The sequence below is a fragment of the Lentzea sp. NPDC006480 genome (assembly GCF_040611995.1).
In the GTDB taxonomy this organism is placed as follows: Bacteria; Actinomycetota; Actinomycetes; order Mycobacteriales; family Pseudonocardiaceae; genus Lentzea.
This window is the reverse complement of the sequence record NZ_JBEXPJ010000094.1, coordinates 13251-32665: the sequence shown is the minus strand read 5'-3', so window position 1 is coordinate 32665 and position 19415 is coordinate 13251. Positions and strand designations below refer to the sequence as shown.

Sequence of the window (19415 nt, the reverse complement as noted above, 5' to 3'; positions counted from 1 at the left end):
GCGCTCTTTGGGCAACCACCCGCAGGCGTACTCGCACCTGGGCCTGATCCGCTGCGCCCAACTGCTCTCGCTGTAGTTCACGCGGGGACCTTTCGTACTCGTCGAGAGTACGAAAGGTCCCCGCGTACTTTCACAGAGCGTTCTGCGTGACGGTCAGGCCGTGGGTCATCGCGGCGGCCATAGGTGCGGCGAGGGTGTCGGGCAGTACGTCGCGGATCCAGGTCAGCCGGCAGTGGTCGCCTTCGTCGATGACCTGCATCGCGGCGTTGTCGTGCTCGGGCGTGACACTGCCGCCCACGACCGAGTAGACGATCCGGCGCGCGTCGTGGTCGATGCCGATCAGCCGTTCCCGGACCACCGTGCCGTCGGCGAAGGTGACGATCCGGTCGTCTCCGTCGAGGCGCGTGTCCACCACGAACCCCGGTGCCATGCGAGTCGGCCCTGTGGCGAAGTCGCTGATCACCTTCCACACGTCCTCGGCGGCGGACCTGATCACGATCTCCCTGCTGATGGAGGCCATGGTCACGCCACCAGGCAGAGCAGGTGCCCCTGCGGGTCGGCGAGCACGGTCCACCCGTCGCCACCTGGCTGGAACTCGGGCCTGGTGGCTCCCAGCGCGAGCAGCTCCTTGACCGAGACCTCGACGTCGTCGACCTGGAAGTCCAGGTGCGCCTGCTTGGCCGGGCCCGGCCACGCCGGCGGCTCGTAGCCCTCGACCTTGACGAAGGCGAGCTGGATCTTGCCGTCTCCTCCGAGGTAGGCGTAGTCGTCGCCGCTGGAGGTCACCTCCCAGCCCGTGACCGCTTTGTAGAACTCGGCCAGCTGTCCGGGGTCGGCGCAGTCGAGGACGATGGTGGTGAGCTGGGCAGACATGGTCTTCTCCTTCAGTTCTGTGGTGCCCAGCCTCGCGCTCGTCAGGCCTCGGGTCTTGAAGATCCTTGCGGGAAATTGTCAGACCCCCCGCCTAACCTGCTGATGTGCTCTCGTTCGTCGACCTCACGGCCCGTCCGGAGTTCACCGTCTCCGCGGTGGACTGCCACGACGACCACCGCGGCTGGTCGGCCGAGCCCCCGCGCTCGGACGTGCGGCTCGTGCTGGTGCGCCGAGGGGGTTTCCGCCGCCGGGTGCGCGGAGTCGCCGTGGATCTCGACCGCACGGTCGGCTACATCGGCTTGCCCGGCGAGGAGGAGCAGTTCGCTCACCCCGCCGGTGGCGACGTGTGCACGTCGATCAGCCTCACCGCCTCGCTGTGGCGCTCTGTCTCCGGTGATGCGCCTCAGTTGCACGGCTCGTCGCTGTACGTCGACGGCCGGCTCGACCTGGCCCACCGCCGTCTCCTGGCCGCCGCGCACGAGTCATCCGAAGCCTTGATCGGACTGGTGGGCGAGGTGGTCGAGCGGGTCGTGGCCACGCCGACGCCGTCCGGTGCGGCTGCTGGTGACCGAGCTCTGGTGGCGCGTGCTCGGGAAGTGATCGGCGCCGGGCATCCCGCCTCTGGTGGGCTGATCCCGCTCGCCGAGCTGTTCGGGGTGTCGCCGTACCGGTTGAGCAGGGCCTTCACGCGTGAGCTGGGGGTGTCGCTGACCCGCTACCGCAACCGGGTGCGGGTGGCCTCCGCGCTGGACCTGCTGGAGGCGGGCGAGACCAGCCTGGCTTCGCTCGCCGCCGATCTGGGGTTCGCGGACCAGGCGCACCTGTCCCGCACGATGCGCGAGAACCTCGGCCACACACCGACAGCCCTGCGCAGGCTTCTCACGGCCGCGGCGGCACCTTCTCCACGATCTTCGCCGTCCCCCTCGGCTCACCACCCTGCTGGTAGGTGATCTGGTCACCCCTGATCAGGTGGGTCCACGCCGACGGCATCAGCGGTCGCAACCGCACGGTCGCCCGCAGCCCGGGTTCCAGCACCGGTTTCGACTCCACCCACATCGCGGCCACCCTCCGCTCACCGCCGCTCAGGTCCCACGCCGGCAGCGTCCCCTGAGCCGCAACGGCCTCGGCAGCCACGTCGAGCCTCAGCTCGGCCCTCAACAGCCCGTGGATCGACTCCCCGCGCCGCCAGTCGAACCAAGCCGGATCGAGGTCCATCCGCACCGCGACGCCGGCCAGCAGATCCCAGTAGCGCGCCGTCTGCCAGGTGATGCCCTCGAAGTCACCGAGGACGTCCAGCGCCAGCTCCCACTCCGCGTGGTCGAGGTACTCCTCGATGTCGAGGCGCGTCAGATCCGCCTCGCTGCGCGCGCCAGGCGGCACCTGGGCCAAGGCGAGGCCCAGCACCTCCTCGACCTCTTCCAGATCCTCCTGGAACAAGCCCACTCCCCCCGAAGATCACTCTTCGGCAGGTTTACCAGCCCGCCGCTTGTTGAGGCCCAGAACGTCCAACGCCGACACGAGATCGTTCGCCACGAGCGCCCGCACGCCGTCCGGCAGCGGCCCGTGATCCGGTGGCACCAAAGCCTTCTTGAAGCCCAGCCGCGCGGCTTCCTGCAAGCGCTTGCCCACGCCGTTGACCCGCCTGATCTCCCCGGCGAGCCCCACCTCGCCCAGCACCACCAGATCGGCCGGCAGCGCGATCTCCCGTTCCGCCGACGCCACCGCCAGCACCACCGCGAGGTCCGCAGCAGGCTCGGTCAGCCGCATGCCGCCCACGGTCGCGGTGAAGACGTCCTTCTGGAACAGGTTGACCTTGCCGCGCTTCTCCAAAACCGCCAGCGCCATCGAAATCCGCGCCGAGTCGAGCCCGCTCACCGCACGCCGCGGCGCGGGCAGGTTCGTCTTGGTCACGAGCGCCTGCACCTCGCCCAGCATCGGCCGCTTGCCCTCGACGATCACCGTCACGCAGGTGCCCTCGACGGCCTTCTCGCGGCGCGTCAGGAACAACCCGGACGGGTCCGGCACGCCCACGATGCCGTCGTCGCGCAGCTCGAAGCAGCCCACCTCGTCGGCCGCGCCGTAGCGGTTCTTGATGCCGCGCAACAGCCTCAACGACGAGTGCCGATCACCCTCGAACTGCAGCACCACGTCGACCAGGTGCTCCAGCACCCGGGGCCCCGCAACGGATCCGTCCTTCGTGACGTGGCCGACCAGCACGACCGGCAGCCCGCGCTCCTTGGCCATCGCGATCAGTCCTGATGCGACGGTCCGCACCTGCGTCACACCGCCCGGCACGCCCTCCACGCTCATCGTCGACATGGTCTGCACCGAGTCGACGATCAGCATCGACGGCTTCACCGCGTCCACCTGGCCGAGCAGTGCGCTGAGCTCGCTCTCGGCCGCCAGGTACATCTCGCCGTGCAGGTTGCCGGTGCGCTCCGCCCGCAACCGCACCTGCCCCGCCGACTCCTCGCCGGTGACGTACAGACAGCGCCCGTGCGACTCGGCCCAGCGGTGCGCGGTCTCCAGCAACAACGTCGACTTGCCGACCCCCGGCTCGCCCGCCAGCAGCACGACGGCACCCGGCACCAGGCCCCCGCCCAGCACCCGGTCGAACTCGCTCACGCCAGTCGACAACGCCCGTGCCGACTCGATGTCGACCTCGCCGATCGGCCGGGCAGCCGACGTCGGCGCGCCCGCCACCACGCGGGTCACCGACGCGGTGCCGCGTTCCTCGATGCTGCCCCAGGCCTGGCACTCGGGGCACCGGCCGAACCACTTCGCCACCTCGTGCCCGCACTCGGCACAACGGAAGATCGGCCGCGCTGTCTTCGCCACACCCCGAACGTTAGAGGACGGGTCTGACAGTTCTGATCACCGCAGCTCAGCGCCCCTCCGAAGAAACCTCGAAGATTTTCGAGCCGGTTTGTCGATCCGGTGCGGAGCCCGTTCGACGCATCAGTGGAAGGACACCACAGCCTGGAGGACACAGTGACCACCGCAACCGCAGCAGCGTCCCAGACCCGCAAGTTCGCCCTCGGCCGCTACGCCACCGTCGTCACCCGCGTGCTGACCGGCCTGCTCTTCGCCACGACCGGCCTGAACGGCTTCCTGATGTTCATGCCCGCCCCGGACCCCAGCACGATGGCACCCGGAGGTGTGGCGTTCAGCGCCGCCCTCTACGCCACCGGCTACATGCTGCAGCTCGCGTCCGGTGTGCAGCTCGTCGCGGGCATCCTGCTGATCGTCGGCCGGTTCGTGCCGCTGGCGCTCGCGATGCTGGCCCCGATGGTCGTCAACATCTTCCTGTTCCACGTCTTCCTGGAGCCGTCGGGCATCTCGATGGCGCTGCTCGTCGTGGCCGCAGAGATCGGCCTCGCCTGGGCCTACCGCGACAAGTTCCGCCCGATGCTCAAGGCCTCCTGACCCCAGAACGTGAGAACGCCGCCCCCTCCGAGGAGGGAGCGGCGTTCTCGGTGTCTCGCGAGTTCGTGTCGGTCGTCCGGTCGCCTCTTCGGGTCAACCGCCGAAGGCGATTCGGGCCGAAGCGGTGGCCGGACGACCGACTTCTCGACGAACTCGCCGCCGTCTGCGAAGCAGCGGCCAAAGACTCAGTGGCCTGACTCGTGGCCCTCGCTGACGCGCTTGTGCTCGGACGGCGCGATCGGCACCTCGAGCGTGACCGAACCGGCCTTCTCGAAGAGGAAGGTGATCTTCACGGTCTGCGCCGCCACGATGTCGCGGTTGACCTTCTTCAGCGTGCAGCGGATGTGCAGCACCTCGAGGTCGTCCGGGATCGCGGCCGACGACGAGGTCGGCTTGGCCGAGGACGAACCGGACGGGCTGCCGGACGACGACGCGGCCGAACCGGACGACGACGGCACCGAGCCCGAGGTGGGCGCGACCGAGGACGACGACGGCGCACCCGAGGTCGGCGACACCGAAGAAGACGACGCGGGCGCGTTCGACGACGACGGCACACCGGAGGAGGACGACGGCGCGGAGGTCTTCGTCGGCGCCTTCGAGGCGTCGTACTCGGCCTGCAACGCGTACCGCGACGGGATCTCCTTGCTGCCCACGACCTCGGCCTCGGCCTCGGAGGCGTCGGACTTGATCGACAGCAGCTTGTCCGGGTTGTCGCCCGTGTTCGCGATGACGAACGTCAGCGGGACGTCGTCGTCCTTGTGGTAGCGGTTGCCGTCCGGCGGGAACGCCAGCACGACGTTGCGCACCGCGATCGGGCCCGCGTTGCCACTGGCCCCGTCGACTGCGGCGACCTGGGTGTCGGTCTGGGTGATCTGACCGGCGCTGCAGCCGACCGCCACCAGGCCGAGGCCCGCGGCCAGCGCTGCCGTCACGATCAACCGGCGAGACACTCCTGAGTTCACGGCTCCAGCGTCCTTCCTAGGGAACAACCACCAGGCAAGGAGCCTAACCGGGGCCCGAAAAGCGGACGCGACGTGGTGCCATTCGATCTTCGGTGAGTCGTACCTTGCACGCGAACAGGTGGTTTGTCAACCCCCCGCATGGCCCTGACCAGCACTAACGGATCATCGAGCGGCGTTCGCGGCCTTGCCGGACGTGTTAGGATGGAGGCATCGAAAGGGGCAGAGGACACATGGTTTTCAAGGTCGGAGAGACCGTCGTCTACCCGCACCACGGTGCCGCTCTCATCGAAGCAATCGAGACCCGCGTGATCAAGGGCGAGGAGAAGAAGTACCTCGTTCTCAAGGTGGCGCAGGGCGACCTCACCGTACGGGTTCCCGCTGACAACGCCGAAATCGTAGGCGTGCGTGACGTTGTCGGCCAGGAAGGGCTCGACAAGGTTTTCGAGGTCTTGCGTGCTCCCCACACCGAGGAGCCGACCAACTGGTCTCGGCGGTACAAGGCCAACCTTGAGAAGCTCGCCTCAGGCGATGTGAACAAGGTTGCGGAAGTGGTGCGCGACCTCTGGCGGCGCGAGAAGGATCGCGGGTTGTCCGCCGGCGAGAAGCGGATGCTGGCGAAGGCTCGGCAGATACTGGTCAGCGAGCTGGCGCTGGCCGAGGGCACCGACGAGGACAAGGCCGAGGTTCTCCTCGACGAAGTTCTCGCCACCGCGTCCTAGTTCCAAAAACAAAACACACAGAGCATCGGACGTAAAGTCGCGAACATGAGTGTTGTCGCGCTCGTGCCCGCGGCAGGGCGGGGAGAGCGTCTGGGCTACGGGATGCCCAAGGCGCTCGTGCCGGTCAACGGAGTGCCGCTGTTGACTCGTGCCGTGCAGGGTCTGTTCGCGTCAGGCCAGGTTCAGCACGTCGTCATCGCCGCTCCACCGTCCGATGTGGACTTGGTGCACACCGCTACCGCCTCGCTGGCCCCGGCCGGCGGGGCGGTGCACGTGCTTTCAGGGGGCTCCGAACGCACCGACTCGGTGCGCCTCGCCCTCGAACACGCGCTCAGCGTGATTCCGGACACCTCGATCGTGCTGGTGCACGACGCTGCCCGTGCCTTCACTCCTCCCCAGGTCATCGCCGACGTCGTGGCCGCGGTGCGCGCCGGGCACGACGCCGTCATCCCGGTTCTTCCGGTGGCCGACACGATCAAGCAGGTGGACGAGGTCGGAGTAGTCGTCTCCACACCTGACCGGGCCGGTCTGCGGGTCGTCCAGACCCCGCAGGGTTTCCGCGCCGAGACTCTCAAAGCCGCCTATTGCTCCGGTATCGCCGCGACTGATGATGCTGGTCTCGTTGAGAAGAACGGCGGCAAGGTCCACACGGTTCCCGGGCACGCGCACGCCATGAAGATCACCACGCCGTTCGACCTCGCGGTCGCGGCAGCACTCTTCGCAGGAGAACAAGCGTGAGAATCGGCCAGGGCGTCGACGTCCACCCGATCGAGGCCGGCCGCGAGTGCTGGGTCGCCGGACTGCGGTGGGAAGGCGTCGACGGTTGCGCCGGTCACTCCGACGGAGACGTGGCCTCCCACGCGCTGTGCGACGCGCTGTTGTCCGCCGCGGGCCTCGGTGACCTGGGCGAGGTCTTCGGCACGTCCGACCCGCGCTGGTCCGGCGCGCACGGAGTGGTTCTCCTCACGGAGGTCCGCAGGCTGATCGAGGAAGCCGGCTTCCGTGTGGGAAACGCCACAGTGCAGGTGATCGGCAACCAGCCCCGCATCGGCAAGCGCCGCGACGAGGCCCAGAAAACGCTTTCCGAAGCCGTCGGCGGGCCGGTCTCGGTGGCCGGCACGACCACTGACGGGCTCGGTCTCACGGGGCGGAACGAGGGAATCGCGGCGATCGCCACGGCGTTGCTCGTGCCATGGCCACCCTCTCAGAACCACAGCGCGCTCTCCTAGACAGCGCTAACTACGCCACCGTCGCGACGCTGACCAAGGACGGCAGCCCGCAGACCTCGGTCGTGTGGATCAAGCGCGAGGGCGACGACGTGCTGTTCTCCACCGTCGTCGGCCGCGCGAAGGAAGTGCACCTCAAGCGCGACCCGCGAGTCAGCATCACCGTGATCGACAAGGAGAACCCGTTCAACTACACGGAGTTCCGCGGTGAGGCGTCGCTCACGACCGAGGGCGGGGACGCGCTGATCAACGAGCTGTCGCACAAGTACATCGGCAAGGACTACCCCGGCGACGTCGGCACCGACAACGTGCGCGTCATCGTCCGCGTCGCGGTGGCGAAGACCACCGGCAACCTCTAGCCGATCACTCCGGCAGTTTGATGACGGCAGTGCCGCCGTCGAGGTCGATCCGGGTGCGCGGTGGCGCGCCGTCGCCCTCTTCGTCGCGGCGCTGCCGTTCTTCCTTGCGATGCTCCAGTTCGTCGCGCTTGGCCCCCTCGAACGTCGCCCCCAGCTCGTCGAAGCTGATCGTCGCGAGCGGCGTGCCGCCCTTCTTGCGCCGCGCCACCCACTCGATCACGGCCAGCACGAACAAAATCGTCACCACGCCCGGTAACGACATCGCCCAGATCATCCCCGCTGCCATGTACTGCACAACTCCCGCGTCGGAGCTGTGGTTCCCGCCACTACTAAGCTCCCCGAGGTGCCCAAGTACGACGTGTGCCTCTCATTCGCCGGGGAAAACCGCGACTACGTCGACGAGGTGGCCCGCCACCTGACCGACCTAGGCGTCTCCCGCTTCTACGACACCGACGAGCAGGCCGATCTCTGGGGCAAGAACCTCGTCGAGCACCTCGACCAGATCTACCGGCACGACTCCCGCTTCTGCGTGATGTTCATCTCCGAGGCCTACGCGCGGAAGATGTGGACCAGGCACGAGCGCCAGGCCGCGTTCGACCGCGCGCTGGTCTCCGACGCCGAGTACGTGCTGCCCGCGCGGTTCGACGACACCGAGCTCCCCGCGTTGCGCGTCGGCACCGGCTACATCGACATCAGCAACCGCACCCCGCGGGAGCTGGCCAAGATGATCGCCGCGAAGGTCGGCGCCGAGGTCGGCGGTCCGCAGCCCGGCTGGGAGTACCAGCTGTTCGCGGACCACCTGGCGTTGCACCTGAACAAGCTGGAGGACAAGCGGACCAGCCACGAGATGGGCTTCGCCTCGCCCCGGCGCGCGCTGACCACGGACACCGAGGCGCTCGACCACTTCATGTCGCGCTCGCGGGTGTTCGACGGGATCGTCAACGGCATCGCGGACCTGCTCTCCCCCGGCAAGCAGCAGTGGGCGTTCGGCCGGGCGGGCAGGCCTGGCGACCGCGAGCGGATCCGGCAGCTCGCCAACCGCTTCGTCGAGGAGTACGAGAAGCTGCTCGACTGGTCGGCCGACCTGCGCGGCACGCCGACGCCCGCCCGGTTCGCCGTGCTGTACCAAACGGCCGCGCAGCTCGCGAACGAACCGCTCACGCAGATCGAGACGTTCGTGCAGGAGTTCGTGGACGCCGGTGAACGCGGCTCCGGCGACCTGCATCTGCACCTGTCCTACGACCCGTCGGCGGTCGAGGCCGAGCTCAAAAAGGTCCAGACCACCTAGGCGAAGAGAACGTAGAGTCGGGAGCGTGACGATCCACGCCGCGCTCTTCGACTTCTCCGGCACGCTCTTCCGGCTCGAGCACCCCGAGCTGGCGTCCAACGCGGACCTGATGCGTGCGCTCACCGCCCCCGTCGGCATCGCCGAGGGCATGGACCCCGAGCTCGTCGACGCGTGGCACCGCCGCGACCTCGACCCGGACGTGCACCGCTGGGTGCACGTGAAGGTGCTCAACGACGCGTTGGTCCCGGACGCCGAGGCGCTCTACGACCAGCTGCTGGCCCCGGAGTCGTGGCAGCCCTACCCGGACACGAAGGCCACCCTCGAACACCTGAAGGACATCCCGGTCGCGGTGGTCAGCAACATCGGCTGGGACATCCGCGCCGTGTTCGAGCTGCACGGCCTCACCCACCTCGTGGACGAGTTCGTGCTCTCCTACGAGGAAGGCGTGATCAAGCCGGACCCGAAGATCTTCACCACCGCGTGCGAACGGCTGGGTGTCGACCCCCGCAACGCGGTGATGGTCGGCGACAGCGAGGAGGCGGACGGCGGCGCGGAGGCCATCGGCTGCTCCTTCCGGCTCGTCAACCCGGTTCCGACGAGTGACCGCCCGGACGCTCTTTTGGATGTGGCCCGTACCATTCCCGTGTGAGCCTCCACATCTACGACACCGCGAGCCGGTCCATGCGGGAGTTCCACCCGCAGGTCAACGGAACGGCGTCGATCTACGTGTGTGGGGCGACCGTGCAGGGCGTACCGCACATCGGGCACGTCCGCAGCGGCCTCAACTTCGACGTCCTGCGGCGCTGGCTCGCCCGCGACGGTGCCGACGTCACGCTGGTCCGCAACGTCACCGACATCGACGACAAGATCCTCTCCAAGGCCGCTGAGCACGACAGGCCGTGGTGGGAGTGGGCGTACACGCACGAGCGCGCGTTCGAGGACGCCTACGACGCGCTGGGCTGCCTGCCGCCGTCGTACGCGCCGCGCGCCACCGGGCACGTGACGCAGATGGTCGAGCTGATGCAGCGGCTGATCGACAAGGGGCACGCGTACGACGTCGACGGAGACGTCTACTTCGACGTGCGCTCGTTCCCCGAGTACGGCGCGCTGTCCGGGCGCAAGCTCGACGACCAGCAGCAGGGCGAGACCGACGTGCGCGGCAAACGCGACCCGCGCGACTTCACGTTGTGGAAGGCGGCCAAGCCCGGTGAGCCGAGCTGGCCGACGCCGTGGGGCAACGGCCGGCCCGGCTGGCACCTCGAGTGCTCCGCGATGGCCACGACGTACCTCGGCGGCACGTTCGACATCCACGGCGGCGGGCTCGACCTGATCTTCCCGCACCACGAGAACGAGCAGGCCCAGTCGCGTGCGGCCGGTGACGGTTTCGCGAACTACTGGATGCACAACTACTGGGTCACCATGTCCGGCGAGAAGATGGCGAAGTCGCTGGGCAACACCGTCTCCATCCCGGCGATGCTGGACGTGGTCCGCGCGCAGGAGCTGCGGTACTACCTGGTGGCTCCGCACTACCGGTCGCACATCGAGTACTCGGAAGAGGCGTTGCAGGAGGCGGTGACGTCGTACGGGCGCATCGAGGCGTTCCTGCGCCGCGTCGTCGAGCGCGTCGGCCCCATCGAGCTGCGCGGCGACATGTGCCCGGACTTCGTCGTTGCGATGGACAACGACCTGAACACGCCTCAAGCCGTGGCCGCACTGCACAACAAGGTGCGCCAGGGCAACACGGCACTCGCCGACGGCGACCACGACAAGGCCCGCGAGGCGGCCGAGTGCGTGCGCCGGATGGCCGACATCCTCGGCGTCGACCCGTTGTCGCCGAAGTGGAACGACCAGTCGTCTGCCGACCTCGGCATGCGGCAGGCACTCACCACGCTGGTTGATCGGCTGCTCGTCGAGCGCCAGGAAGCCCGCAAGAGCAGGGACTTCGCACGCTCCGACGCGTTGCGCGACCAGCTCTTCGAAGCGGGCATCGCCGTCGAGGACACCCCCGACGGTCCGCAGTGGACTTTGAAGGACGACTGACTTCCGTGGCTGGCAACTCCAAGCGCAAGGGCGCGATGCGCAATCCGGGCTCGAAGAAGGGCGCGGTCGTCGGTTCCGGCGGGCAGAAGTCCAAGGGCCTGCAGGGCAAGGGCCCGACCCCCAAGGCGTCGGAACGCCCGAACCACCCCGCGTACAAGCGCGCCAAGGTGGTGGCGAAGACCGAGGCCGTCAAGACGCAGCGGCGCCAGAAGACCGAGAAGGCCCAGGCCGAGACGGTCGCGGGCCGCAACCCCGTCGTGGAGTGTCTGCGCGCGGGCACGCCGGCGACGGCGCTGTACGTGGCGCTGGGCATCGACGCGGACGACCGCGTGCAGGAGGCCGTGCGCCTGGCGGCTGACCGGGGCATCTCCGTGCTGGAGGTGGCCCGCGGCGAGCTCGACCGGATCACCGGCGGCGCGATGCACCAGGGCCTCGGGCTGCAAGTTCCCCCGTTCGAGTACGCCACCCCGAACGAGTTGCTCGAACTCGCTCAGCGTGCCGGCGTGCCGCCGCTGCTGGTGGCGCTCGACGGCGTGACGGACCCGCGCAACCTGGGTGCCGTCGTGCGCTCGGCCGCGGCGTTCGGAGCGCAGGGCGTGGTGCTCCCGCAGCGGCGCAGTGCGTCGATGACGGCGGTCGCGTGGCGAACCAGCGCGGGCACGGCGGCCAAGCTGCCGATCGCGATGGCCACGAACCTCACCCGCACGCTGCGTGACTGGGCCGAGGCCGGTCTGATGATCGTCGGCCTCGACGCGGACGGCGACGTGGACGTCGACGGTCTGGACCTTGCGACAGGTCCGCTGGTCGTCGTGGTGGGCTCGGAGGGCCGCGGTCTCGGCCGTCTGGTCAAGGAGACCTGCGACCAGACCGTGTCGATCCCGATGGCCACGGGCGTCGAGTCGCTCAACGCGTCGGTTGCAGCGGGTGTGGTGCTGGCCGAGGTCGCTCGTCGCCGCCGCATCGCGGCCAAGGGCTGACCACACCTGACGTTGTCGGCTAGTTCGTGCCGCTAACGGCATCCATTAGCCGACGTTAGTGATCGTTTCCTGCCCGCGAAACCGGTTTAGACAACGCGGGCAGGAAACGGAGATCTCCACAGTTGCCAGATGATCGCGGGTGACTGCGATGACAAACGGCGCGGCCTATTCCGCGGCACTCCCGAGCGCGGGTACCTTCTCCTCGGTTCGCTAATTGCCTGTACAGACGGCAGGAGTCGGAGCCGGTTGCACCGGTTGGCCGAGCAGGTGACACCCGTTTGGCACCGGTTGACACAGACTGTGACCATTTGGGGTCCAATCAGGCGAACCCGAGGTCAACTGTGAAGAAGATCAGCCTCACGTTTCGCTATTGTAACTACTTTAGGTAACTGGCCTGCTCCGTTTAGGTACACACTGTGGTAGGACAGACGTTGAACGGTCAGGCAGCTTCTACCGTGATTGTCGATAGAAATTGATTACCACCGGCGGGGGCGACGTGACTCGGCGTAGAGCGAATCAGGACGTGCTGATTCGCCGCGCCTGGGGCGCGGTCCGCCGAGGAGCCGCATGACGACCCGCGGCGCTCTCCGCGACCTCGTGGGTTTGCGTGAGTTCCGCGCCATGTGGATCGGTTCGACCGTATCGACAGCCGGCGACCAGCTCGCCGCAGTCGCATTGTCACTGCTCGTATTCGAACGAACACATTCCGCTGCCTGGACCGCGCTCACGTGGTCGCTGACGCTCTTCCCGCCGCTGATTTCGGGCCCGTTGCTCGGCTGGGTCGCCGACCGGTTCCCGCGACGCACGGTAATGGTGACGACGGCTTGGTTGCAGGCTGTGCTCATGGCCGCGATGGCCATTCCGGGCATGCCGCTCTGGGCCATGATCGCGCTGCTGGTGACGGTGCTCGCGATCTCCTCGCCGTACCTGGCGGCTCAGGAGGCGAGCCTCCCGCACGTGCTCCCGCAGAACCGCTACGACGACGGCGTGGCGCTGTTCGGCACGTCCGTCGACATAGCTCAGATGGCCGGTCTCGCCGCCGCCGGCTTCCTCGTCGCCCACACCAACCCGGCCGTGGCGCTCTCGATCAACGCCGGCACGTTCGCCCTCCTGGCGATCTTGGTGCAGGTGTCCGTGAAGCACCGTCCGGCCGCGGACCCCCTGGGCCGCAAGAAGAAGGACGACGAACCACGCGGCGCGCTGACACTGATGGTGTCCGAGCCGCGATTGAGGACGCTGCTGGGCGTCCGCCTGCTCGCGGGCCTCGCGATGGTCCCGGAAGGACTCGCAGTCCCGCTCGCGGCGAGCCTCAACGCCGTCTGGGCGGTGGGCCTGATCCTCGCCATCGAACCCGCCGCGAACGTGCTGGGGGTGGCGCTGCTCTTCCGTCTCGTCCGCGATCCGGCGAAGCGCGAACGCCTGATCGGCCCGCTCGCGATCCTGTCGCTGGCGCCGTTGATCATGTTCGCGTTCAACCCGAACCTGACCTGGACGATCGTTTTGCTGGTGATTGCCGGTATAGGCGGGGCTTATCACACGCCTGCCCGTTCGGCCTGGATGCGGCTGCTACCGGATCAGTACCGCGGCAGGGCTTATGGCATTGGCCGCGCGGCGCTCCGCTCGAGCCAGGGCGGAGGAATGGCGCTGGCCGGTGTGGTCGCCCATTCACTCGGCTCCATCACGGCCACGATCGCGGGAGCGGGCGGTATCGGACTGCTGCTGGCGACTCAAGCCACCATCGCCTGGCGCCGCGCACGCGGTCGCAACGACACGAAGGCGGTGGCAATCTGAAACAGAACGGTCACCATTAGCGATATCCGTACTGTAGGCACCTGATGATCGAGGTGCGATTGAAGTCGGGTCGCGAAGAGGAAGGCGGCGTCAGAAGTCACGGTTGCACATGGGAGGCACCTCCTCGTTGCGACGAGCAGCAGCGCGGTAGGTCTACGACCTGGTCAGCGGCGGCTTTGCTCATGATGTGCCATGAGCGTAGGGGGTCGTGGTGAAGAACAGTTTGACTGATCGCAGGCGATCGCGGGCACTCGGCTTGACTCCGATTCGCAACTGGGACCTTTGGACCGTTGCGCCCAGTGCGATCGCGTACTTTTTCGTGCTCGAAGCGGCCGTTGCGGCAGCCTCCATCTGGCTGCTCACGAAACTCACGACGGTCTCGCCGTCGGACTGGCTCCGCTTCGGCGCACTGCTCGCCGCGATCACCATCCACCTGACCGTCGTCCGCAGAGCGGAAGAGGCCCGCCGCAACGAGGCCTCAGGCCCCCACATCGACCTGACCTCGGTCTGGACCTTCGCCGCAGCCGTGGCCCTGCCCGGCGGCCTGGCCGTGATCGCCACGATCTGGATGCGCATCCTGATCCAGCCGATCGCCCGCCGCCAGCCCTACCGCTTCGTCTTCGGCACCGCCTCGATGCTGGCCTCCACCCTCCTCTCGTGGGCACTGGTCCACCTGTCGGGCGTCTCCCTGGCCGCCACCGGCAACGTCCCGACCGATCTGGGCCTCGTCCTGGTCCTCGCCATCACGGCAGTCCTCTACTGGTTCGTCCAGGTGATGACAGTCGCCGTGGCCTTCAAAATCGTCACCCCGAACTCCAAGGTCCTCGACTTCCTGGGTTCCAAGGTCGACAACATGCTCGAAATGAGCACCCTCGGCGCCGGCGCCATGCTGGGCATGCTCATGACCTCCCACTGGGTAGGCCCTCTGCTTCTCGTCGTCCCCGTGATCCTGGTGAACGCCCTGCTGTCCCGCGCAGGCGAACGCCGCACCCACCTGGAACGCCTGCTGCGTGAACAGGAACAGCTCCACCAGCGCCTGGCAGCAGACGCCCACACCGACTACCGCACCGGCCTCCTCAACACCAACGGCCTGACCGAGTACGCGGGCCGCCTGGCCGAACGCTGCCGAATCGACGGCGAACCGATGACCGTCCTGGTCATCGACCTCGACCACTTCAAGCGCATCAACGACACGTGGGGCCACCCGGCGGGCAACGCCGTCCTGGCCGAAGTGGGCCGAATCCTCCGCGAAAAGCTCCGCCCCGGCGACGTGGCGGGCCGAGACGGCGGCGAGGAATTCGTCGTGGCCCTCAAGGACACCCCTGTCGCGCAGGGCGTGACCATCGCCGAACGCATCCGCGAGGCCATCGGCTCACTAGCGGTCCCCACCACCGACAAGCACCGCAACGTCGTCACCCTCTACGGCCGCGAAATCCAGCCCCCAGAGCCAGAAGGCGCATCGCTCCAAGCGATCTCCGCCTCAATCGGCGTGGCCGTCATCCCGGACAACGGCCCGGACATGGCCACGGCCCAACACTCGGCCGACGCCGCCCTCTACAAGGCAAAGGAAAACGGCCGCAACCAGGTCCGCGTAGCAGGCCTGGACATCCCGCCGCGCCTGATGCCGGCCCCACGCCAAGACGACATCACCAAGCCGATCACCTCCCGCACCGCCTGACCCACCAGTTGGTGGTGGATCAGGCGTTTCGATCATGTGTTGGCGGTACTTGCAGACGCCAAATCGCCCGCCAACGAGCCGGCGGCTCACCCCAACGCCAACCGCGCATAAGCCCGAACATCAGCATCAGAATCGTCCAACGCCCTCTTCAACCCCAGCACAACCCCAGGCTCATCCCGGAACCGCCCCAAAGCCCGAACGGCAGCCTTCCGAACGTCAAGGTTCGGATCCTCCAACAGGCCAACCACCAACTCAGGAGAGGAGAGCCCCCAAGCCACCCCAACCCGAACCTCCCAAGCCTCATCGTCCATCAACTCAACAGCCCGCTCATGCAACTCCAACGGCCACCCACAACGAGCCGCAGCCTCCAAAGCCGCCGCCCGCACGAACAAATCCGCATCCCGTGAAAGCTCCACCAGCACACCGACATCGGAGATCCCCCGGGCAACCTGCACCCGAACCTCCCGGGACGAATCCCCAGCGGCAGCAGCCAACCTCTCATCAGCGCGAAGCGCGACCAGCCCCCGAACAGCCGCCAACCGCACCTCAACGTCAGGATCCGGCAGCCCGGCGGAGTAGACCGAAACCGTCCCGAGCTTCAACGCCCACAACACTTCCAACGCCACCGCCCGAGCAGGCGACCGCTCCAACGCCTCCCGCAGCTCCGGGGACGCCGGCACGACCTCGACCAGCTCCCGCAGCCCGGCCGCGGCGACGTCCCGAGTACCGGCGCCCGCCATGGCCCTGACCAGAGCGAACTCGAACCCGGCAGGCACGGCCTCGGTCAGCACGGACACGGCGGCCCGGCGCACCGTCACATCGGCGTCCGCCAGGTACGGCTCCAACGCCTCCAGCGAAGGCTGCGTGTCGACGAGCGCGAGCACCTCCAGCACCCGCTCGGACTCCACGACCACGTCCTCGGCGACGGCCGAGTCCTCAGCGGTGGCAACAGCAGCGGCCCGCACCCCCAGGTACTCCTCAGCCCCGTTCCGATGCGGCACCCCCTCCACGTCCACCAGGTACGGAGCCACCGGCCGCTTGAGAAACTCCATCTCCCCGGCAGCGTTCTTCCGCAAGTTCAGGTGGTGGAACCACCGGGCATCATCACGCTCAGGCAGGTCAACCCGGGAGTGGTACAGCCCCCACCGGGACTCGTCCCTCATCAACGAGGACGCCGCGGCCATCTCCGCACAGTCCCGGATGAACGAGACCTCCACACACCGCATCAACTCATGCGGAGACCGGGCCCCCATGGAGGCGATCTCCGCCACCATCCGGTCGAACGCCTCCAACGCCAACGACAACTTGGTCGCGGTCTTGGGCGGAGCCACGTAGTCGTTGACGAACCGGCGAAGCTTGTATTCGACCTGAGGCTGCGGCGGCCCGTCAGGCTGCCGCATGTGCCGGTAGATCAGCTCATGTGCCTCGGCAACCTGCTCGGCAGGCAGCTCACCAGCCGGAGCCAGGTGGGCCGACGCATGCGCACCGGCCAAGTCCCCGAACACGAACGCCCCGATCATGTAGTTGTGCGGCACACAGGCCAAATCCCCAGCCGCGTACAACCCGGGCACGGTCGTAAGACCGTTCTCGTCCACCCAAACCCCGGAAGCCGAGTGCCCACCGCACAACCCGATCTCCGAGATGTGCATCTCGATGTCGTGGGTCCGGTAGTCGCGCCCCCGTCCACTGTGGAACGTCCCGCGCGAAGGCCTCTCCGTCGAGTGGAGAATCCCTTCCAACGCCGAGATCGACTCCTCGGGCAGGTGCGTGGTCTTCAGGTAGATGGGCCCACGAGCAGAAGCGATCTCCGAGGCCACCTCGGCCATCATCTGCCCGGACCAGTAGTCGCAGTCGACGAACCGCTCCCCCAGAGCGTTCACCTGGTACGCCCCGAAGGGATTCCCCACGTACGCACAAGCGGGCCCGTTGTAGTCCTTGATCAACGGGTTGATCTGGAAGCACTCGATCCCGGACAGCTCGGCGCCAGCGTGATACGCCATCGAGTACCCGTCGCCGGCATTGGTCGGGTTCTCGTAAGTCCCGTACAGATAACCGGACGCAGGCAACCCGAGCCGGCCAGAAGCTCCGGTGGCCAGCACCACCGCTCCAGCCGACACCGTCACGAACTCGCCGGTCCGGGTGTTGAACCCGGCAGCCCCGACCGCACGCCCCTCCGACACCAGCACCCGGACCGGCATCACCCGGTTCTCGATCCGCAGGCGTTCGCGCAACCGCCGCTCCCGCATCACCCGGTACAGGACCTTCTTGACGTCCTTCCCCTCGGGCATCGGCAGCACGTACGACCCGGACCGGTGCACCTGCCGGACGTTGTAGTCGCCGAACGAGTCCTTCTCGAACTTCACGCCGTAGCGCTCAAGCCGTTGCACCATCTCGAAACCGCGCGTCGCGGTCTGCATGATCGTGCGCTGGTTGACGATCCCGTCGTTGGCGCGGGTGATCTCGGCGACGTAGTCCTCAGGCCTGGCCTTCCCGGGGATGACCGCGTTGTTGACGCCGTCCATCCCCATCGCCAACGCACCGGAGTGCCGGACGTGGGCCTTCTCCAGCAGCAGAACCGAGCGCCCGGCCTCGGCCGCGGTGATCGCGGCCATCGAGCCGGCCGTGCCTCCGCCGATCACCAGCACGTCGCAGGACATCTCAACCGTCATGCCTTCACCGCCGCGAGAATCGCGTCGCGCTCGCGTTCGACCTCGCCCGCGCCCAGGACGACCACGCGGTCGCCCAGCAGCACGGCCTCGTCGACGTCGTGCGTGACGAACAGAGTCGTGGTGCCTGCCAGCACCTCGGTCACCAGTTCCTGCATCGACGAGCGAGTCTGGGCGTCCAGCGCGCCGAACGGCTCGTCCATCAGCACCACGGACGGCTGCTGCGCCAACGTCCGCGCCAGCTGCACCCGTTGCCGCATGCCGCCGGACAACTCGCGCGGCAGGTAGCCCTCGAACCCGGCCAACCCGACGCGCTCCAGCCACTCCACCGCCCGGGAACGGCGAAGCGACCGCGGAACTCCCTGCAGCGCAAGCGGAAGCTCCACATTGCGCAACGCCGTCCGCCACGGCAGCAAGCCGTCGTCCTGGAACACCAGCGCCCGGTCCCGCGACGGACCACGAACGGCCACGCCGTCCACGGAAATCGCGCCGGCAAAAGGAATCAGGCCGGCGATCGCGCGCAACAGCGTCGACTTGCCGCAGCCGGAAGGCCCGGCCACCACCACGAACTCGCCGGAAGCGACGGCCAACGAGAACTCGGACAGCACCGCGGACCGGCCGTAGCCGACGGTCAGCGAACGCACGTTCAGGCTCATCTCAACGCCTCCCGGGGCAGCCACCGCGTCACGCGGCGGCCCAGCAGTTCGACAGCGGCGGACGTCAGGTAGCCGAGCAGGCCGATGGTGACCATGCCGACGATCACGCCGGGGTAGTCGACGACCGTGTAGGCCTGCCAGGTGCGGTAGCCGACGCCGAACTGGCCGGAGATCATCTCGGCCGAGATCACGCAGATCCACGCCACGCCCATGCCGACGGACAAACCGCCGAACACACCGGGCAACGTGCCGGGCAGCACCACGCGGAACAGCACCTGCCACCGCGAAGCGCCCATCGTGCGGACCGCGTCCTCCCAGATCGTCGGCAACGCGCGCACCGCATGCCGCGTCGACACCATGATCGGGAAGAACGCCGCGATGAACGTGATGAACACGATCCCCTGCTCGTCGGTCGGGAAGAGCAGGATCGCGATCGGCACCAGCGCGATCGCCGGGATCGGCCGGACCACCTCCAGCGGCGGCCGCAGCAGGTCGCCCAGCAGCGGCGAGCGCGCGATCAGGACTCCGAACGCGATGCCCAGCACCGCGGCCAGCAGGAAACCGGTCATGATCCGCGCCAGGCTGTTGCCCAGGTCGTGGTAGTACTCCACGCCACCGACCTGCACCGCGAACCGCTCCGCCACCTCGACGACGGTCGGCAGCTGGTCGAACCGCAGCCACATCCGCGTATCGGTCGCGGTGAGCACCTGCCACAGCACCAACACGACCGCCACGGACCCGATCCTCAACGCCC

21 protein-coding genes are annotated in these 19415 nt (G+C 68.0%); 12 read left to right on the top strand and 9 right to left on the bottom strand.

All coding sequences use genetic code 11. From position 1 onward, the window contains the following. Positions 1 to 130 precede the first annotated feature (130 nt). The gene (locus tag ABZX92_RS29975; RefSeq protein WP_355566512.1) at positions 131 to 520 is read right to left on the bottom strand and encodes an SRPBCC family protein; all 390 of its coding nucleotides are present in this window, start codon (positions 518 to 520) and stop codon (positions 131 to 133) included. Positions 521 to 522: 2 nt separating this feature from the next. Continuing rightward, on the bottom strand, positions 523 to 873 hold the full coding sequence (locus ABZX92_RS29970) for a VOC family protein (protein ID WP_355566509.1): 351 nt from the start codon (positions 871 to 873) through the stop codon (positions 523 to 525). A gap of 104 nt (positions 874 to 977) precedes the next feature. Here ABZX92_RS29970 and ABZX92_RS29965 point away from each other — a divergent pair, with 104 nt between their 5' ends. Further along, entirely contained in the window at positions 978 to 1823 is an 846-nt protein-coding gene (locus ABZX92_RS29965) for an AraC family transcriptional regulator (protein ID WP_355566507.1), read from the top strand. On the opposite strand, the gene ABZX92_RS29960 is transcribed toward ABZX92_RS29965, so the two are convergent. Continuing rightward, complete coding sequence (locus tag ABZX92_RS29960) at positions 1753 to 2310, bottom strand: hypothetical protein (protein WP_355566504.1); 558 nt, start codon at positions 2308 to 2310, stop codon at positions 1753 to 1755. The genes ABZX92_RS29965 and ABZX92_RS29960 overlap by 71 nt on opposite strands. A gap of 18 nt (positions 2311 to 2328) precedes the next feature. Then, on the bottom strand, positions 2329 to 3711 hold the full coding sequence (gene radA, locus ABZX92_RS29955; protein ID WP_355566501.1) for a DNA repair protein RadA: 1383 nt from the start codon (positions 3709 to 3711) through the stop codon (positions 2329 to 2331). Between the two features lie 153 nt (positions 3712 to 3864). Between radA and ABZX92_RS29950 the strand changes: the two genes are divergently transcribed. Beyond that, complete coding sequence (locus ABZX92_RS29950) at positions 3865 to 4299, top strand: hypothetical protein (protein ID WP_355566498.1); 435 nt, start codon at positions 3865 to 3867, stop codon at positions 4297 to 4299. A gap of 185 nt (positions 4300 to 4484) precedes the next feature. On the opposite strand, the gene ABZX92_RS29945 is transcribed toward ABZX92_RS29950, so the two are convergent. Next, entirely contained in the window at positions 4485 to 5261 is a 777-nt protein-coding gene (locus ABZX92_RS29945) for a hypothetical protein (RefSeq protein ID WP_355566496.1), read from the bottom strand. A 230-nt stretch (positions 5262 to 5491) separates the two neighbouring features. Here ABZX92_RS29945 and ABZX92_RS29940 point away from each other — a divergent pair, with 230 nt between their 5' ends. Genes ABZX92_RS29940 through ABZX92_RS29925 form a run of 4 tightly spaced genes read left to right on the top strand, consistent with a single transcriptional unit; the run spans position 5492 to position 7565 of the window. After that, complete coding sequence (locus tag ABZX92_RS29940) at positions 5492 to 5980, top strand: CarD family transcriptional regulator (RefSeq protein WP_012782996.1); 489 nt, start codon at positions 5492 to 5494, stop codon at positions 5978 to 5980. A 45-nt stretch (positions 5981 to 6025) separates the two neighbouring features. After that, entirely contained in the window at positions 6026 to 6718 is a 693-nt protein-coding gene (gene ispD, locus ABZX92_RS29935; RefSeq protein ID WP_355566493.1) for a 2-C-methyl-D-erythritol 4-phosphate cytidylyltransferase, read from the top strand. Further along, positions 6715 to 7209 (top strand): 2-C-methyl-D-erythritol 2,4-cyclodiphosphate synthase, encoded by a 495-nt coding sequence (gene ispF, locus ABZX92_RS29930; RefSeq protein WP_355566490.1) that lies wholly within the window; start codon positions 6715 to 6717, stop codon positions 7207 to 7209. Before ispD ends, ispF begins: the two co-directional genes overlap by 4 nt. Then, complete coding sequence (locus ABZX92_RS29925; protein WP_355566487.1) at positions 7173 to 7565, top strand: PPOX class F420-dependent oxidoreductase; 393 nt, start codon at positions 7173 to 7175, stop codon at positions 7563 to 7565. Before ispF ends, ABZX92_RS29925 begins: the two co-directional genes overlap by 37 nt. A 4-nt stretch (positions 7566 to 7569) precedes the next feature. Here the strand turns inward: ABZX92_RS29925 and ABZX92_RS29920 are convergent, their stop codons facing one another. After that, positions 7570 to 7851, bottom strand: coding sequence for a DUF6191 domain-containing protein (locus tag ABZX92_RS29920; protein ID WP_355566484.1), 282 nt, complete (start codon positions 7849 to 7851; stop codon positions 7570 to 7572). 57 nt (positions 7852 to 7908) lie between these two features. Between ABZX92_RS29920 and ABZX92_RS29915 the strand changes: the two genes are divergently transcribed. The 6 genes from ABZX92_RS29915 to ABZX92_RS29890 all read left to right on the top strand — a co-directional run bounded on the left by ABZX92_RS29915 (position 7909) and on the right by ABZX92_RS29890 (position 15339). Next, entirely contained in the window at positions 7909 to 8853 is a 945-nt protein-coding gene (locus tag ABZX92_RS29915; protein WP_355566481.1) for a TIR domain-containing protein, read from the top strand. Between the two features lie 25 nt (positions 8854 to 8878). Beyond that, positions 8879 to 9502: an HAD-IA family hydrolase gene (locus ABZX92_RS29910; protein ID WP_355566478.1), complete on the top strand. Its 624-nt coding sequence runs from the start codon at positions 8879 to 8881 to the stop codon at positions 9500 to 9502. Beyond that, the gene (cysS, locus tag ABZX92_RS29905; RefSeq protein WP_355566475.1) at positions 9499 to 10893 is read left to right on the top strand and encodes a cysteine--tRNA ligase; all 1395 of its coding nucleotides are present in this window, start codon (positions 9499 to 9501) and stop codon (positions 10891 to 10893) included. Before ABZX92_RS29910 ends, cysS begins: the two co-directional genes overlap by 4 nt. Before the next feature lie 5 nt (positions 10894 to 10898). Next, a complete protein-coding gene (gene rlmB, locus ABZX92_RS29900) occupies positions 10899 to 11870 on the top strand; it encodes a 23S rRNA (guanosine(2251)-2'-O)-methyltransferase RlmB (RefSeq protein ID WP_355566472.1) in 972 nt (323 codons plus the stop codon). A 567-nt stretch (positions 11871 to 12437) separates the two neighbouring features. Next, complete coding sequence (locus ABZX92_RS29895) at positions 12438 to 13661, top strand: MFS transporter (RefSeq protein ID WP_355566470.1); 1224 nt, start codon at positions 12438 to 12440, stop codon at positions 13659 to 13661. A 319-nt stretch (positions 13662 to 13980) separates the two neighbouring features. Continuing rightward, positions 13981 to 15339, top strand: a complete 1359-nt coding sequence (locus ABZX92_RS29890; protein ID WP_355566467.1) for a GGDEF domain-containing protein — start codon at positions 13981 to 13983, stop codon at positions 15337 to 15339. An 86-nt stretch (positions 15340 to 15425) separates the two neighbouring features. On the opposite strand, the gene ABZX92_RS29885 is transcribed toward ABZX92_RS29890, so the two are convergent. Genes ABZX92_RS29885 through ABZX92_RS29875 form a run of 3 tightly spaced genes read right to left on the bottom strand, consistent with a single transcriptional unit; the run spans position 15426 to position 19395 of the window. Then, complete coding sequence (locus ABZX92_RS29885) at positions 15426 to 18008, bottom strand: fumarate reductase/succinate dehydrogenase flavoprotein subunit (RefSeq protein WP_355566464.1); 2583 nt, start codon at positions 18006 to 18008, stop codon at positions 15426 to 15428. Then, on the bottom strand, positions 18005 to 18661 hold the full coding sequence (locus ABZX92_RS29880) for an ABC transporter ATP-binding protein (RefSeq protein WP_355566461.1): 657 nt from the start codon (positions 18659 to 18661) through the stop codon (positions 18005 to 18007). Before ABZX92_RS29880 ends, ABZX92_RS29885 begins: the two co-directional genes overlap by 4 nt. Beyond that, a complete protein-coding gene (locus tag ABZX92_RS29875; protein ID WP_355566460.1) occupies positions 18658 to 19395 on the bottom strand; it encodes an ABC transporter permease in 738 nt (245 codons plus the stop codon). Before ABZX92_RS29875 ends, ABZX92_RS29880 begins: the two co-directional genes overlap by 4 nt. Positions 19396 to 19415 lie beyond the last annotated feature (20 nt).

Excerpts from the sequence above, each read along its gene's own strand:
- ABZX92_RS29970 (WP_355566509.1), bottom strand. The coding sequence starts at position 873 with ATGTCTGCCCAGCTCACCACCATCGTCCTCGACTGCGCCGACCCCGGA.
- ABZX92_RS29925 (WP_355566487.1), top strand. The coding sequence starts at position 7,173 with ATGGCCACCCTCTCAGAACCACAGCGCGCTCTCCTAGACAGCGCTAAC.
- ABZX92_RS29920 (WP_355566484.1), bottom strand. The coding sequence starts at position 7,851 with ATGGCAGCGGGGATGATCTGGGCGATGTCGTTACCGGGCGTGGTGACG.
- ABZX92_RS29940 (WP_012782996.1), top strand. The coding sequence starts at position 5,492 with ATGGTTTTCAAGGTCGGAGAGACCGTCGTCTACCCGCACCACGGTGCC.
- ABZX92_RS29895 (WP_355566470.1), top strand. The coding sequence starts at position 12,438 with ATGACGACCCGCGGCGCTCTCCGCGACCTCGTGGGTTTGCGTGAGTTC.
- ABZX92_RS29885 (WP_355566464.1), bottom strand. The coding sequence starts at position 18,008 with ATGACGGTTGAGATGTCCTGCGACGTGCTGGTGATCGGCGGAGGCACG.
- ABZX92_RS29975 (WP_355566512.1), bottom strand. The coding sequence starts at position 520 with ATGGCCTCCATCAGCAGGGAGATCGTGATCAGGTCCGCCGCCGAGGAC.
- ABZX92_RS29880 (WP_355566461.1), bottom strand. The coding sequence starts at position 18,661 with ATGAGCCTGAACGTGCGTTCGCTGACCGTCGGCTACGGCCGGTCCGCG.
- ispD (WP_355566493.1), top strand. The coding sequence starts at position 6,026 with ATGAGTGTTGTCGCGCTCGTGCCCGCGGCAGGGCGGGGAGAGCGTCTG.